This window comes from Chryseobacterium sp. HR92 (genome assembly GCF_045689405.1).
Lineage (GTDB): Bacteria > Bacteroidota > Bacteroidia > Flavobacteriales > Weeksellaceae > Chryseobacterium > Chryseobacterium viscerum_A.
The window spans coordinates 2,058,569-2,074,663 of record NZ_CP139139.1 but is presented as its reverse complement, the minus strand read 5'-3'; the positions used below and the strand labels follow the sequence as shown (position 1 = coordinate 2,074,663).

Annotated in this window: 9 protein-coding genes; 4 read left to right on the top strand and 5 right to left on the bottom strand. The window is 36.6% G+C overall.

Annotated features, from left to right (window positions below):
* Positions 1-540: 540 nt before the first annotated feature.
* From pgl to gndA, 3 genes are read right to left on the bottom strand one after another with little or no spacing between them, the layout of a single operon-like run.
* A complete protein-coding gene (gene pgl, locus SFA27_RS09235) occupies positions 541-1,251 on the bottom strand; it encodes a 6-phosphogluconolactonase (protein ID WP_264517696.1) in 711 nt (236 codons plus the stop codon).
* Positions 1,252-1,278: 27 nt separating this feature from the next.
* Positions 1,279-2,760 (bottom strand): glucose-6-phosphate dehydrogenase, encoded by a 1,482-nt coding sequence (zwf, locus tag SFA27_RS09230; RefSeq protein ID WP_047377664.1) that lies wholly within the window; start codon positions 2,758-2,760, stop codon positions 1,279-1,281.
* Between the two features lie 11 nt (positions 2,761-2,771).
* The gene (gndA, locus tag SFA27_RS09225; RefSeq protein WP_407297836.1) at positions 2,772-4,190 is read right to left on the bottom strand and encodes an NADP-dependent phosphogluconate dehydrogenase; all 1,419 of its coding nucleotides are present in this window, start codon (positions 4,188-4,190) and stop codon (positions 2,772-2,774) included.
* 249 nt (positions 4,191-4,439) lie between these two features.
* Between gndA and SFA27_RS09220 the strand changes: the two genes are divergently transcribed.
* A complete protein-coding gene (locus tag SFA27_RS09220) occupies positions 4,440-4,799 on the top strand; it encodes a hypothetical protein (protein ID WP_047377503.1) in 360 nt (119 codons plus the stop codon).
* A 165-nt stretch (positions 4,800-4,964) separates the two neighbouring features.
* Here SFA27_RS09220 and SFA27_RS09215 read toward each other — a convergent pair whose 3' ends face one another.
* The gene (locus SFA27_RS09215; protein ID WP_407297834.1) at positions 4,965-5,720 is read right to left on the bottom strand and encodes a response regulator transcription factor; all 756 of its coding nucleotides are present in this window, start codon (positions 5,718-5,720) and stop codon (positions 4,965-4,967) included.
* A gap of 796 nt (positions 5,721-6,516) precedes the next feature.
* Between SFA27_RS09215 and SFA27_RS09210 the strand changes: the two genes are divergently transcribed.
* Genes SFA27_RS09210 through SFA27_RS09200 form a run of 3 tightly spaced genes read left to right on the top strand, consistent with a single transcriptional unit; the run spans position 6,517 to position 14,389 of the window.
* Complete coding sequence (locus SFA27_RS09210; protein WP_407297832.1) at positions 6,517-11,028, top strand: fibronectin type III domain-containing protein; 4,512 nt, start codon at positions 6,517-6,519, stop codon at positions 11,026-11,028.
* Positions 11,029-11,079: 51 nt separating this feature from the next.
* The gene (locus SFA27_RS09205) at positions 11,080-13,902 is read left to right on the top strand and encodes a T9SS type B sorting domain-containing protein (RefSeq protein ID WP_407297830.1); all 2,823 of its coding nucleotides are present in this window, start codon (positions 11,080-11,082) and stop codon (positions 13,900-13,902) included.
* A 49-nt stretch (positions 13,903-13,951) separates the two neighbouring features.
* Positions 13,952-14,389 (top strand): hypothetical protein, encoded by a 438-nt coding sequence (locus SFA27_RS09200; RefSeq protein WP_047377506.1) that lies wholly within the window; start codon positions 13,952-13,954, stop codon positions 14,387-14,389.
* An 85-nt stretch (positions 14,390-14,474) separates the two neighbouring features.
* On the opposite strand, the gene SFA27_RS09195 is transcribed toward SFA27_RS09200, so the two are convergent.
* A complete protein-coding gene (locus SFA27_RS09195) occupies positions 14,475-15,755 on the bottom strand; it encodes a helix-turn-helix transcriptional regulator (protein WP_407297828.1) in 1,281 nt (426 codons plus the stop codon).
* Positions 15,756-16,095 lie beyond the last annotated feature (340 nt).

Sequence of the window (16,095 nt, the reverse complement as noted above, 5' to 3'; positions counted from 1 at the left end):
GATTGTACCGTTAGTTCCCTCAGTTTAAATGTTTTGAACATTCCATGACTGAGGTAAAACATTACTCACAGCACTATTTTTATAGTGCTGTTTTTATTTAACAGAGGTATTTTCTCTCATTTAGCAGCCATAAATACCTGTTCTGTTAATATTTTAAAAATTCATTTTCACTGGAAACACCTTCTATCAAAGGGGGTTTATTAATTTAATCATAGATTTAATAAAAATATTTTTACTTTTTTTTATTTTTAGACACTTAGAAGTGTCTTATTTTGTATATTTGCTTCAAACTAATAACCATTTTATATAGAAACACTATTGAGTTGGGAAAAATTAAAAAGTTTCGAACACAAGCAACTAAGGTAAAAACACTAAATGCAACAGTATCATTAGCTCTTTAATGATGCTGTTTTTAAATTTAAAGTTCAGATTTTTGATTTTGAAATACAGAAAATTGTATATACCGGCTTCGGTATAGAATAGTTGATATGAAGAGAGACTGTCCTAGGACAGTCTCATGTTTTTAAAGATCATATTTTATTAACCTTTTGCTTTTTTGTCTGTGAAAAAATGATATCCGTCCTTTTTTTCAATAAGCTGTAATGGATATAATGATGGATTATACGTTCCGTTCAGCACTTCATTCAATGCATGTTTTTTTGATTCACCAAATGCAATAACCAGAATATTTTCAGCATTATTGATTACCGGAGCAGTCAAAGTAATTCTGAACATTTCCTGAGGCTTCAGATAATAGGCAGAAACCCACTTTTCTTTTTCATTTAAAACCTCCTCACCAGGAAATAAAGAAGCGGTATGACCGTCATCTCCCATTCCTAAAAGGATAAAATCAAAAACACCTTCACTCCCAAGAACACTTCTAATTTGTTCTTCATAGGTCCTTGCATAGTCTTCAGGAGTAACTCCTTCAGCATACATAGGAAAAATATGGTTTTTATCAACGGGAACCTGGCTAAGAAGAGCTTCATCCGTCATTCTGAAGTTGCTTTTATCATCATGTAAAGGAACCCAACGTTCATCAACCCAGAAAAAGTAGACTTTATTCCATTCAATCTGTTCTTTATATTCCGGCGTTGCCAATAGTTTGAAAATGGCTTTTGGAGAAGAACCGCCACTCAGTGCCACTACAAAACGTCCATTTTCTTGAATAGATTTTTTTGAAAGGTCAACAAATGCATCTGCTGCCTCTGTGTACAGTTTTTCCAGATCGTCAAATACTGTAATATTCATTTTTTGTCTGTTTAAATTTTTATTGTTTTATACCCAGCTATGTCCTTGTCTCTCCACCAAAGCATTGCAGTCTTCCGGTCCCCAGCTTCCTGCTTTATAATTCGGGAAGGATAAGTCTTTGTTATTTTCCCATGCTTCCTGTATTGTTGTAACAACATCCCAAGCTTCTTCTACCTGATCAGAACGCATAAATAAAGTAAGATCTCCTAAAAGGGCATCCTGCAACAAGGTCTCATAAGCTTCCGGCGTATCATCCTGACAGGCAAAATTATCAAAAATCATTTCTGCTGGTTTCAAATCCAAAGTCAGTCCCGGTTTTTTTGTCATAAACTGCAATCTGATATCCATCATCGGCTGAATATTAATAATCAACCTGTTAGCTGATAAAAGATGTGGACTGTCTGAGAATGTGGAATGAGGAAGCGGCTTAAACTGAATGGTGATATAAGAATGTTTTTCTTTCATTTTCTTTCCTGTACGAACGTAGAAAGGAACATCCTGCCATCTTTCGTTATCCAGATAAAATTTTATCGCAGCAAAAGTTTCCGTATTGGAATCCCCGGCAATGCCGTTCTCCTGGCGGTAGCCTTTCACATCCACCCCGTTTATTGTACTTTTTCCGTACTGGCCTCTTACTGCATAATGCTCAACCTGATCCGGAGAAATTCTGCGAATTGATTTCAGAACGTCAACTTTACGGTCTCTTATTTCGCCTGATTTCAATGAAGCCGGAGGTTCCATAGCCACCATACACAGGATCTGCAACAAATGGTTCTGAATCATATCTCTCAATGCTCCTGTCTGTTCATAAAAAGCACCTCGTGTCTCCACTCCTACTTCTTCTGCTACTGTAATCTGTACTGATTCTATATATTTATGCTTCCATAAAGGCTCAAAAATTGAATTTCCGAATCTAAATGCCAATATATTCTGCACTGTTTCTTTTCCCAGATAATGATCAATACGATAGATCTGTTCTTCTTCAAATGTTTTTGCCAGAAGAGTGTTCAGTTCAATCGCCGACTGTTTATTATGACCAAAAGGTTTTTCAATAATAATACGGTCTTTTTTCGGATCGGAAGCTAATGCTGTCGTTTTAATATGATTGGAAATAGTGGAAATGAAATTAGGTCCTATTGACAGGTAAAATAACCTGTTGGCTCTCATTCCGTAAACTGTGTCAAAATCCAGCAACTTCTGCTGCAGATTCTGATACGAACTTTCTTCATCCAACTGATGCTGAAAGTAAGTAATATGGGCCTGAAAACCTGCCCAGTCCTCAGAAGTTACTTTTTTTCTGGAGAAACTTTCCAGGTTTTCTTTAATATAATTTCTAAAGAGTTCATCTGTATTTTCGGCTCTTCCCAATGCAACAATATTGAAGCCTTTGGGCATTCTGCCGTCGATATATAAGTTATAAAATGCCGGAAAAAGTTTTCTTTTTGCCAGATCTCCTGTAGCACCAAAAATAACGATAGTTGTTGGCTGCAAGATTCTATTTTGATTCATTTTTCCGAGTTTTAATTGTTTGCTGTTTGCCAAGAGGTATGGAACACTCCTTCCCTGTCAGTACGCTGATAAGTATGAGCGCCGAAATAATCACGTTGAGCCTGGATCAGATTCACAGGAAGAGATTCTGTAGTGTAGGCATCAAAATATCCCAAAGCAGTCTGAATTCCCAAACTTGAAATACCGTTTGCAGCAGCATATCCGGCAGTTTTTCTTAAAGATTTTATTTTTGATTTTACCAATTTGGAAATATCATGATCAAGCAGAATATTAGAAAGATCAGGGTTTTGAGTGTAAGCCGAATAGAATTTCTCCAGCAATACGGAACGAATGATACATCCTCCTCTCCAGATTTTCACAACATCTTTCAGTGGAATTTCAAAACCGTATTCCGCAGATGCTTTTACCAGTAAAGACAAGCCTTGTGCATAGCTTATTAGCGTCGAAAGAAAAAGGGCATCTCCTACTTCCTGAATAAACAATTCTGTGTTTTCCGGCTTTGTGATTTCTTTTTCACCATATATCTTGGAAGCCTGAACTCTCTCTTCTTTATAGGCGGATAAAATTCTTGAAGTTACCGCAATATCAATGGTAGGAATAGAAACTCCGATTTCCATGGCCTGTTCAGAAGTCCATTTTCCGGTTCCTTTTGCTCCTGCTTTATCTAAAATCTGATCAACAAGATAATTTTCTGTAAATGAATCTTTCTGAGTAAAAATATCTCTGGTAATCTCAATAAGGAATGAATTCATTTCTCCATTATTCCAGTCTCTGAAAATCTCATACAGCTGTTCGTTATTCAAACCAGCCCCTCTTTTAAGGAGATCATAAGCTTCACTGATAAGCTGCATAATAGCATATTCAATACCGTTGTGTACCATTTTTACGTAGTTCCCGGCAGATCCTTTCCCCATATATGCTGTACATGCTTCGTTATCTACTTTTGCAGCAATAGCTTCAAGCATTGGCTTAAGAAGTTTGAAAGCTTCCAGATCACCTCCGGGCATTATACTTGGACCTCTTCTGGCTCCTTTTTCTCCACCAGACACTCCCATTCCCATAAAATGCAGTTTTTTAGATGCCAGATCAGCAACACGTCTGTTGGTATCTTCAAAATAAGAATTCCCTGCATCAATTACGATATCACCTTCATTCAAAAGCGGGGTAATGTTTTCCAGCACTGCATCTACAGGTTTTCCTGCAGGAACCATAAGAATAATTTTCCTTGGGACTTCTAATGCAGATACAAAATCTTCTAAAGAGCCTGTACCTTTTACTTTCATTTCTGAAGCAGCACCATTCTCTAATTCTTTTACTTTCTCCTGATCAAGGTCAAATCCTGCGATTGAAAACCCGTTGTCAGCGATATTATAAAGAAGATTCCGCCCCATCACTCCAAGGCCAACTATTCCATAACTATATCTTTCCATTATATTGGTATTAATATGAATTTAATTACAGAGAATAAAATTACGTAAATGCCTATAAGGAAAAAAATAAAGGAAGAAAAAAAATTGTAATACTTCCGTTTTCCCCTCATTTATAAGCTACTAATATTCACATTTTCACATGTTTTTCTTTTTATAGAATAAAATTCAATCATTATTATGGTAATGATCTATTAAAACAGTCTGTTTTTTGGCATAATTAAACTTATATTTGCCAAAATTTATAAAGTAATGAACTATAAACTTGAACTCAACACTCAGGAACCTAATTCTAAAATCGTTTTTAATACCATCAAATTTGATTCGTTCAAGATTAATATAGTTGAAAGATATATCGGGTCAATGAAGGCTCGTCCTACATTATGTGAAGTTTTATTTAAAGTAAGAACTTTGGATGATGTAATTATCAACAGAAGAGATGGTAATATAAGAGTAAAGATTAAGGGTGATGATTTTGAAACATATCAGAAATTATCCAGAGATCTGAATTCTTATGAGTATAAAAACAAATTGATCAACAGAAAAGAGGTAGAAGAAAATTATGTTCATTTCATCCTGAGTTTAGTGATCACAAATTATCAGCTTAATTAAGCTGTTTCCGGGAATTATCCCTCTGTAAAAATATAGAGGGATAATTCTCAAAAACATATGCATAAAGAGCAAACAGTTCTTAGTATTTAAAAACTGTAAAATACCCGGAAAAGATATTTGTTTTTCAGCACTTTCGGTCTGAAATACATTTAGAAAAAATAAAGTTTAAATCAAATTATTTGTTATTACGTAGGATATTGCTTCGATAATATTTTTTACACCAATTCTTTCAAACAATTTGCTCCTGTGAAACTTTATGGTACTGGGTGACACAAACAATTGCTCTGCAATTTCTTCTATTTTTAATCCCTGAAGATAGAGTCTTATAATTTCAATTTCCCTTATTTTTAAGGTAATTTTACATTCTTCCGTCCATTTTCCCGTAAAGAGATTATATTTCCAATAGCTTTCTGCGGTATTGGATATGATCCGGATATTTCCTGCAGTCCGATTAAGTGAATAGGACACTACACAAACAATTTTAGAGATTTCTCCATCATCATCAAGCTCTATAGGTGTAATCCTATGATTAACAAGCACATCTATGCTATTGGTATATTTAAGATGGAAATCATAGGTAATGGTGTGTACTTTTTTCTCTTCCGGTGAAAGACAATCAAAGAATTTAAGTCCATAAATGCTCACTTTTTTTAATATTTCCAGATCTTCCTTCTTGGTGTGTTTACGAAAAAAATTATACCCCATTTTTTCAATTTCAGCAGACCGCAAACCTGAAAAAAGAAGAGGGTTTTCTGAAATAAACTCTAATTTTCTGGTTTTAAGATCTGCAATGTAAACACTCCCCAAACTGGTTCCTGATACTGCTTTGAGCACATTAAAGTATTTGTTTCTACTTTTTTCTTCAAAAACTGATACCCCGGATCCTTTCCTGGGATACAATGAATTTATTTTATCACTCATATTTTTAATATATAATAGGGGTGAAAAACTATTTTTTATAAGATTTACTTTTTGCAAACATATTCATAATTAATTTAAATAAAAAAAATCTATCAAAAATTAATTATAATTAAATCTAAATCTATGAAACATTTACTTTGATAACAAAAAAATCTAAAATTTACCATTTTACTACATTTTCCATATTACGGATGTTTTTTTTCTGTGTTACATACGTATAGAAACCGGATTAAGAGCAAAAAATCAAAAACAAGCTTTGGGATAAAACTTTATTCTTAAAAGAAAACAAAGGGATTCTCTTTTCTGAAAGCACTTTAGAAAAAATACATTTCCACTTAACTCATTAAACTTTGATTTAAAACTATACGAAAGTATAGTCACTTTATATTTTTATTCAATTATTTTTACCCTAACCATAAAATAAAAATTAATCATAAAAATTTCATGTAATAATGAAAGAAAAACCAATCCATTAAAAACTATTACAACTCATGAGTACCCAAGTGAACGTTTTTATATCTGAAGATATCAAAACGGCACTGAACGGCCTCTGAAACCATTCCCACCTACTTACTATCCTACTATTTTTCCTATTTATTATTAATCACTTTTTATAAAAGAAGTGATAAGGAAATACAGTGATCTATTTTAACCAACTTATCGTCTCTGTGGATAAAAATACAGGAGTTTTTCAGGAATTTCTGCATCAAATTCTATAGAAGTGCTCCTTGTATCTTCTCAAAAGAATCCTTAAGCGAATTAAATAACAGACTGACTCTAACTAAAACGAAACTATATGAGAAAAATTCTACCCATAGTCTTATTTTTATTGACTTTTACATTCAAAGTCCAGGGGCAGGCCTGTGGTCCCGTTCCCGTTCCATTTTTACAGTCATTCAGTACCGGGGCGCTTCCTGCATGCTGGACCAGCCAGAATCCCACTTCAACCTCTACGAATGCTAACGTTAAGTGGAAATTTTCAGGATCAGCCGGATATGGAGCCACCGGAAACGGAGGGAAACCTGCAGGAACTTTTGCCTGGGTTGACGCATCTACACCCTATACCGGTGAGCATACTGTGGAACTTATAAGTCCACAGATAAACCTGGCGGGATTAACGAATCCTTATGTCAAATTTGAATGGTTTAAAGACCATTTAACAGCACTTAACGGCACAGTACCCAATGCCGACAACAATGAGCTGAAACTCGCTGTCAATAATGGTTCCGGATGGGTACAGATCTGGTCCAGCGACACCAATTCCCCAGAATGGAGAACAGTAGGTGTAGCTCTGGCAGCGAGCTATGCAGGAGCTACGATCCAACTTAGATTTACCGTTGATAAAGATGTAGCGGGAAATGCTAATTTCTATGATGATGTCTTACTGGATGAAGTTCAGGTAATGCAGGCCCCAACATGTTTTGAACCTACTACTTCCCCTGCAACCAATATTGCACCTACCTCAGCTACACTTAACTGGACCGCTCCACTTTCTCCAGCTCCGGCTCCCGCCAATGGCTATGAATATTATTACAGTACAAACAATACTCCACCTACAGCAGCAACTATCGGCACTCCGAATCCGGGAACAAGTGCTAATATCAGTTCACTTACTTCCGGAGCGGCTTATTACTGGTGGGTAAGATCTGTTTGTTCAGCTACAGACAAATCGCCATGGGTGGAAGGTAATTCTTTTACACCCGGACAGATTGGAGGAGGTACGGCAACTCATGCCTTTTTACCCGTTTATTCGTGTTCAGGATTTAATTATTCTCAGCAGATTTATATGGCTTCAGAAGTTGGAGCAGCCGTTGGAACGAATAATTATATAACAGCGATCAGGTTCTTTGTTTCCACAACTGCAGCTACTCAGGCTAATTATAATCAATGGGTAGTCTATATGGGAAATACGGCACAGACAGATTTTGCAACTACAACAAGCTGGATACCTTCTTCTTCTTTGACGCAGGTATACTCTGGTACTTTACCGGCAATGACTGCAGGTGCCTGGATAGAAATTCCTTTAAGCACTCCGTTCTTGTGGGATGGAGTAAGCAATGTAGTAATAGGTGTTGACGAAAATTCTACAGGTACATCATGTACCGCAAACTGGGGAAGCTATTCTGCCGGAAACAACCGTGGTATGATTTATTATAATACCACCACGAATCCGGATCCCGCGAACCCTCCTACTGCTACAAGCCGATACGCAGTCCTTCCGAGAGTACAGCTAACAGGAACAACATTACCAAGTTGTACCAATACATCACCTGCCAATATTACAGTGAATAATATTACGGCAACTTCAGCAAATGTTACCTGGACAGCAACAGCGAATGCTACTTATGTTGTAAGATACAGAATACCGCCTTCGCTTACCTGGCAAACCATCAATATCACAACTCCTTTTACCAATAGCGTAACTCTTACTTCTCTTACTGAGCAGACTCCATATGAAGTAGAAGTTGCAACAATTTGCGGAACACAGGGAGCATTTTCTACACCGGTCAATTTTACAACACCTGCATTGACTTATTGTAATTCTGGAACGGCAACGGTTACAAATGGTTACATCAACAATGTTACCATGATTGGCACCAATGTTCCTTTAACCAGTAATAATTCAGGACCAACAACTTATACGGATTATTCTTCTGATCCTACAAAAACGGTTACTCTTCTTAGAAACTCAACCAATAATACATTATCTGTAGGAAGATCTATTATATCAGGAACCTATTCTACCAATGCATGGATAGATTTTAACGGCGACGGTATTTTTGATAATAATCCGTCTACAACTCCTGGCGGGGAAAGGATTATGAATCTTGGATATTCCAGCACTACTCCTGTTACTGCAGTTTTTTCAGTTCCTGCTAATGCTTATACAGGCACGAGTAAAGTAAAAATGCGTGTTATTGTGTATTCTTTAACTCCGGCCAATGCCTGTGCATCGCTAACTAGTAATGGAGAAGTTGAAGATTATTATGTGAAATTTATCGATCTTCAGCCTTGTACCACCGCCCCTCCTACCAATATTGCAGTCAATAATCTTACCCATAATTCTGCATATGTATCATGGATTCCTACGTCTAATGCAACTTATGTTATCAGATGGAGACAGGGAACCACGGGAGCATGGCTTCCAAATCCGGCAGGACAGACTCTTCCGGCAGGACAAAGTTTTTATACGATTAACGGACTTACTGAGCAGACGGCTTACCAGGTACAAATTTCAACAATCTGTAATGGTACGCAGGGAGCTTTCTCTCCAAGTATAAGTTTTACTACTCCACCGTTAACGTATTGCAGCATGACCGGAACAGGCACCAATGATTTTATTTCTAATGTGAAAGTTACTCCTGTCAACTTTCCGATAATGGATAATACTTCGGTTCAAACCAATTATATCAGTTATACTACACCAGCAACTCTTATCAATCTTGAAATTGGTTCTCAGGGAAATCAATTATCGGTTTCCAAAGAATGGGTTGGCACTCAGTACGCTGATGCCATCAATGCATGGATTGACTGGGACAGAGATGGGGTTTTCACTGATGCTGAAAAAGTAATGACTTCTGCTGCCAGCACAACTACTCCCATAACAGCAACTTTTGATGTTCCTACAACAGGAGTTTATATAGGTCCGTTAACTACCACCATGAGAGTTGTTATGAAAAGAACCAGTGCTCCGGTAATGTGTTCTGATGCAGCTAATGGCGAAGTGGAAGATTATGCTGTAAAGTTAAGACCCTGCAGTAATATGACACCCGGGAATCCCGTATTCACCAATGTTACACATAATTCAGTGAATATAAACTGGACTTCAGCTACTAACAACAATGCTTTTATCCTGGAATACAGACCTGTTACGATTCCGGCTTCTGCCTGGACAACTTTAAATCTTTCTGTTTTAGGGGGAAATCCACCTATAACGATCAATGCTTTAACACCAGCTACAGTTTATGAAGTAAGAATTGCAGCTGTTTGCGGAGGTACAGGAATCGGAACGTATACTCCTATAAAAACATTTACAACACGATGTGATCCTACCCCGCCGTTTGTGACAATAAGCAATGTAACATCCACTTCAGCAGTGATCACCTGGAATCCTGTGGTTCCGAGTGCTTCCTATATTTTAAGATGGAGAGAGGTAGGCAGTATTCCATGGAATACACCAACGGTTCCTCAACCGCCGGCAAATTCATATACGATTCAAAACCTTGATTCATTCAAAACTTATGAAGTACAGGTTGCCAATATCTGTATCGGAGAAACAGCTGCCAATCCGTGGTCTAATCCAAAAACATTTACCACAGAAAGAATTTGTGAAATCCCTCCTCCCGGACTTACCATTACTCAAATCACCCCAACGACCGCTGAGGTCCTGTGGGATTCTTTTCCGGGAGCTACTTATCTATTGAAATACAGAAAAGTCGGAATCCCAAGCTGGACTGATGTTGTGGTATCTACCAATACCTACACCATCACCGGTTTACTGGAGCTTACAAAATATGAAATGCAGGTTTCCAATATCTGTAACGGAATGCCCGGAAATTTCACAAAACTGTATTTTTTCACTACTCCTACTGTAATCTACTGCCCGATGTCGGCAGCTAACTCTACAACGGAATTCATTTCAAAAGTTACGGTAAAGCCTAGTGGCAATAAGGAAATGGTCAATGAATCTCTTGCGTCCAGTTATTCAGATTTCACAGGAAATCCTTTGAAGTTTATTGATTTGATTCAAGGGTCAACGGGTAACCATATTACAATTGATAAGACTTTAAGTACCGGTACTAATGCTGGTGTTGTCATCTGGATTGATTTCAACAGGAATGGAGAATTTGACATCAGTGAAAGAATTCTCGCAGACGGACCTAATGGAAATCCAACAGCAAGTACTACTTTTTCTGTTCCTCAGGATGCTTTTATAAGCCTGACAGACCAGAAATATGTAGTAATGAGAGTCGCATTACAGAAAGACGGGATTCCTGTAAACTGTATGAGTTTCAAAGATGGTGAAGTGGAAGATTACACGGTACGAATCTCAAAAACCACGGTTCCTAATTCTCTTAATCAAACGGACATTCATATTTATCCTAATCCGGTAAGCTCGGTATTGTATGTGAAAAATATAAGTGCAAAAGCTAAATATAAAATCTACAGTGCTGTTGGAAGACTTATATCTACAGGAATAATTCTGAACAATGCTATTGATGTGAGCAACCTTATCAACGGTATATATATAATAGAGATCGAAGATGGAAACACAACCGTTCATAAAAAATTAATAAAAGAATCATAATTGATTTTTAAAAAAGAATTCGTAATTTTTAAGATCAAAATTCAGCAATGCATGAAAAGCTTTATATTTAGTCTATTATTCTTATTATTAGGCATCCCAACCTGTGCTCAAAGAGATACAGATCACTGGTTTGCACCTTATTACGCCTCTGTAAGTTATACGCAGGCATTATATCTTTCTACCGATTCTGCAACTCCTTTTGTTGTTACCATTAACAGCAACAATGTTCCGATTGGTAATGTAACCATCAGTAAGGGCGCTCCTCAGACATTTGTGGTACCTATTGGCAATATAGCCGCCAATGTTACAACAGATGCATTTACTACTATTAATAAAGGTTTATATGTACAAGGTGCCAAGCCATTCTACTGTTCATTAAGAATGGTAAGCAGTACTACACACGCTGAAATTATAACAAGTAAAGGAAAGGCCGGGATTGGCAAAGAATTTTATGTAGCCGGAACTCCTACTACCGCAACACTTACCTTGTATAACTTCACGGCAGGGATATTGGCAACAGAAAACAATACGGTAGTAACCGTTACATGGAATGGAAATGTAACATTTTTTGGAGGAACACCAACCACCCATTCGCAAACCATTACTCTCAACAAAGGGCAATCATTTATTTTTGCCGGAGGTCCTGGACTCAATGGTCAAAACCTATCAGCTTTTATTGGAGCTAAAATTGTTGCTGATAAACCTATTACCCTTACCAACGGAAATGTTAATGGAAATTTTGGAAGCAACACCAGTACGGGATCAGATGCAATTCTTGATCAGGCTGTACCTACAGATAGACTTGGAAGCACTTTTGCCATGGTTAGAACCAGATCTACCAATGCCGATTTGGAAGGTGGTATTGTTGTAGGAACAGAAAACAATACCCAAATATTCATCAATGGTTCTAACACTCCTATTGCGACTATCAATAGTGGTGAATTTTACAGAATTTCAGGGAGCAATTATGTTCAGCAGGGAAATTCCGGGCATTTTAATATGTTTATTACGACTTCAAAAAATGTCTATTTATATCAGATGGTTTCTGTGAATAACAGCAGTGCAACCTGTGGTTTCAATTATATCCCGCCATTAAACTGTTTTCTTCCCCGAAAAATTGAAGAAATCGGGAAGATCAATGAAATGCCAACGGGACCGGGGGTAACAAGTACTGTTCCAACCGGAGCCATTGTAAAACTGAATATTTTAACGGAAACCGGAGCCAATGTAACGGTAAACGGAAATACTCCCACTGCTGCAGAAGGACCTTTCGCCTTGACGGGGAATAGCGGCTGGGTAACCTATGCTATCCCATCTATCACCGGAAATGTAACAGTAGTTTCTGATAAGGCTGTAACAGCGGGTATTAACGGTGGATACAGTACATCCGGATATGGTGGATACTTCGCTGGCTTCTCTTCTATACCATTGATTTCCAAAAAGACAGGAGAATGTATTCCTGGTATTGTACTGGAAGTAAGTGACAGTTATGATACCTACCAATGGTTCCTTAACGGAAACCCTATTACCGGAGCTAATGCCAATACTTATACCCCACTGATTGCAGGGAATTATACGGTAAAAATTTCAGTGAGCTCTTGTAATCCGGCAACTACTCCGGTTTATAAGGTCTACACCTGTCTTGAAGAGTCTACCAAAGCGATAACTGTTTGTGAAGGATACCAGACTATAGTACCTGAATTTACCAATTCTACCCAAACCTATGTTCCAAGTACAGTAACTATTATTACCCCTCCGGCAAATGGCACTGTTACTATTGATACAGCAGGAGTGATTAATTACGTTCCAAACTTCGGTTATCTGGGTACTGACACTATTGTTTATAAGTTTTGTGGAAACAACCCGGATTTTACAGATTGTGAACAGGTAACTTTAACATTAACGGTTTCTGAAAGCCCAATCGTGAAAGATGCGGCCTTAAGATCATGCTTCCAGCCTTCTAATCCGGCACTTGGGGTATTTAATTTAACATCAGCAGGAGTTAATGTGCAACCTGGAACTATTAAGCAGTATTATCCGTCTCCTACTGATGCACACAACGGAACAAACGAAATCCCGACTCCAGCCAATTATATTGCCCCTACTGGTGTGGTTTACGTTAAGGTAAGCAATGCCAACGGATGTTACAGAATTGCAGAAATAACTCTTACAGTTATTCCTCCTCTGTACTCAGAAGTATTGAAGGATAAGATTATCTGTATAGAAAACACCACTACATTAGATGCAGGGCCAGGTTTTACTTCTTATGAATGGAGTACGGGAGCGACAACCCAGTCCATCAAAAATATAGGAGTTGGAACCTATTGGGTAGATCTGAAAACCAGAGAATGTACCACAAGACAAACGGTGAAGGTGTATGCTTCTGAAAATCCTGTTATTTCGGATATTACTATTAACAATAATACGGTTACTTTAAACGTAATTGCAGGAACAGCACCTTATCAGTATTCGATGGACAATATCAACTGGCAGGATGAAAATATATTTACCAATATATCTCGTGGAAGCCATACTTTCTACGTAAGGGATTCATACAAATGTGTTCCTCTGCAGGTAGAAATCACGGTTCCTAATCTGATCAACATTATCACTCCTAACGGTGATGGAATCAATGACGTCCTTGATTATTCTGCTTTGGCAAATAAAAATAATTTCACGTTCAGCATCTATGACAGATATGGAAGTAAGCTTCATGTAGGAAGTAAATTAAACGGATTTAAATGGGACGGAGCCATGGATGGCAAAAAAGTACCTACCGGAACCTACTGGTTTGATATGGGCTGGAATGAGAACAATACAAAACAAACTCCAATAAAATATACGGGATGGGTTGTAGTAAAAAACAGGAATTAGTCCCAACCCTCTACAGTAAATCGTTGGAAATTTAAACATCTATTTTATTATGAAAAAGTTATTATATATATTCCTCATTATTTCTTCAGGTTTACTTTGGGCCCAGAAAAACAGCAACGTACGGTTTGCTGTTTACAATGATGCCATCGGAACTGCCAGCATGTTTGATCTTTACAAAAGCGGTATTGAAAAAGTAAACGTTTATAAAACCAAGGCCAATCTGCCTTCTCATTTAAAGAAGTTTGATTATCTCGCTGACAACGGCTTAATAGAGATCAAGTTTAAAAAAAATGAAGGTTATCCTGATAGTTTATCGTTGGAAATGCTCAATGAACAAAGTAATCTTCCTAAAGACAGACCCGTGTTTATTGAAGGATATCAATTTAATGATACTACTACCCGGGTTTACAATGATATGATCACCAACATTGAACTTGCAGATTTCAACGGACAAAAATGCATCCATATTTCCACCATAAAAAATTAATGACTGGCATTAGCTGGATATTAATTTAAAAACAGAGGCTATTTCGTGAATGAAGTAGTCTCTTTTTATTTTGAAACCTATTGCTTTACTTCAATAGCTTGGAAAACCATACATAAATATCCATATCACCAGGAATATTCAGTTTTTTTCGCAGATTGTATTTCTTGGTCTGAACTGTTCTTACTGAAGTGTGGGTATATCCGGCAATATCTTTTGTAGAAAAGTTCAGATAAATGTAGGCACTGAATCTTATTTCCGAGATTTTTAAAGGAGAAATCTTAAGAAGTTCTTCTGAAAAACGTGGACAGTACTCATGGAAACGGGTTAAGAATTCAGAATTATTTTCTTTGGCAAGCTGTATAACCTCATCAAAAATACACTGCTGTACAGGCGACTGATAAGATACATTAATTTCATCCAGGTTTCTGGTTTTATATTTTCTATAGTAAGACAAAAAAAGAAATATGAAAAAAATACATATTACAATACTCCCCAATAATATTATCACAAGCTCTTCTGTAATTTTTTTTTCATTTTTAACTTCAAAATCATCTCTCTTATCAATATGATCTTTTAAATCATAGTTCTGCTGTTCTCCGGCAGCCTGAATATCCAATAACTGATCCGCATAAAAAGCAGTGCTATCTTTATCTTTTAATTCTTCATACAGTGTCTTCAGCTCATTGATCACTGATTTTTGATGATATTCATCCTTAAAATGATGGTTAGCAATTTTTTTACATATCCATAGATAATGCTTTACATTTTCAAAGTCTTTTATTGCCCTATAATATTTGGCTGCATGAAACGAGGTAAAATACAACAACCCTTTATCATCTGTTTTTTGAAGGTCGGTAAGGGATTCCTGCACATATATTTTTGCTGAATCCAGTTTTCCCAGATCAACATATACCGCAGCCAGATAAGGGGTTGTCATATAGCTCCATGCTATTTTGGTCTTGTGTATTTTATATCGGCTATTTTTATTTTCTCTGTATATCTTGGAATATGTATAGGCAGTTTTAATTTTTCTCAATGCTTTTTTACTCTCATTCATTTCATTATAAAAGCCAGCATACTGCCAATTGATCAGATAAGTATAATAAGCATTTTTCTGCTCTACAGTCTTTTCATAAATTTCATCCATCTGCCGTAACGCAGCAACCCTTTCCCCTAAATTATAATAAAGCAGGGATTTTAAAAGATTGAGATATAGAACAACTTCAAAATCTGTTTCTTCACTGATTAGATTTTCTTTCTCCACTTTTTCGATATAATAAAATGCTTTTTTTATATCATTGTTCTTATTGTAAATATTGGCAATCTTAAGATACCCTAATGCAATACAATCCTGGTAGGAATTCATTCGGCAAATCGTGATAATATTTTCAATTTTCTCTATTTCTTTTGGGCCCGAGGTACAAAATTCAATATCAAAAAGAATATTCTTCAGCTCTTCTTCAGTTTGTTGCGCGTAAAAAAGTGAAGAAATTAAAAAAAGTAGAAAACTTAGATTTTTTATCATTATTACTACATACAGTTTCATGCAATATTAATACTATAACAATTCAATAACAGACAAAATACCTACGTATCATATACACAAAACACAAATTCAACAATTAAAGACCACTTACATTACACAATTAACAATTATTTTTGACCGAAAATTATTTCACGATTTAACTCCACAATAGAAATTAACA

Coding starts and splice junctions, on each gene's coding strand:
- pgl (WP_264517696.1), bottom strand. CDS start 1,251: ATGAATATTACAGTATTTGACGATCTGGAAAAACTGTACACAGAGGCA.
- zwf (WP_047377664.1), bottom strand. CDS start 2,760: ATGAATCAAAATAGAATCTTGCAGCCAACAACTATCGTTATTTTTGGT.
- gndA (WP_407297836.1), bottom strand. CDS start 4,190: ATGGAAAGATATAGTTATGGAATAGTTGGCCTTGGAGTGATGGGGCGG.
- SFA27_RS09220 (WP_047377503.1), top strand. CDS start 4,440: ATGAACTATAAACTTGAACTCAACACTCAGGAACCTAATTCTAAAATC.
- SFA27_RS09215 (WP_407297834.1), bottom strand. CDS start 5,720: ATGAGTGATAAAATAAATTCATTGTATCCCAGGAAAGGATCCGGGGTA.
- SFA27_RS09210 (WP_407297832.1), top strand. CDS start 6,517: ATGAGAAAAATTCTACCCATAGTCTTATTTTTATTGACTTTTACATTC.
- SFA27_RS09205 (WP_407297830.1), top strand. CDS start 11,080: ATGAAAAGCTTTATATTTAGTCTATTATTCTTATTATTAGGCATCCCA.
- SFA27_RS09200 (WP_047377506.1), top strand. CDS start 13,952: ATGAAAAAGTTATTATATATATTCCTCATTATTTCTTCAGGTTTACTT.
- SFA27_RS09195 (WP_407297828.1), bottom strand. CDS start 15,755: ATGAATTCCTACCAGGATTGTATTGCATTAGGGTATCTTAAGATTGCC.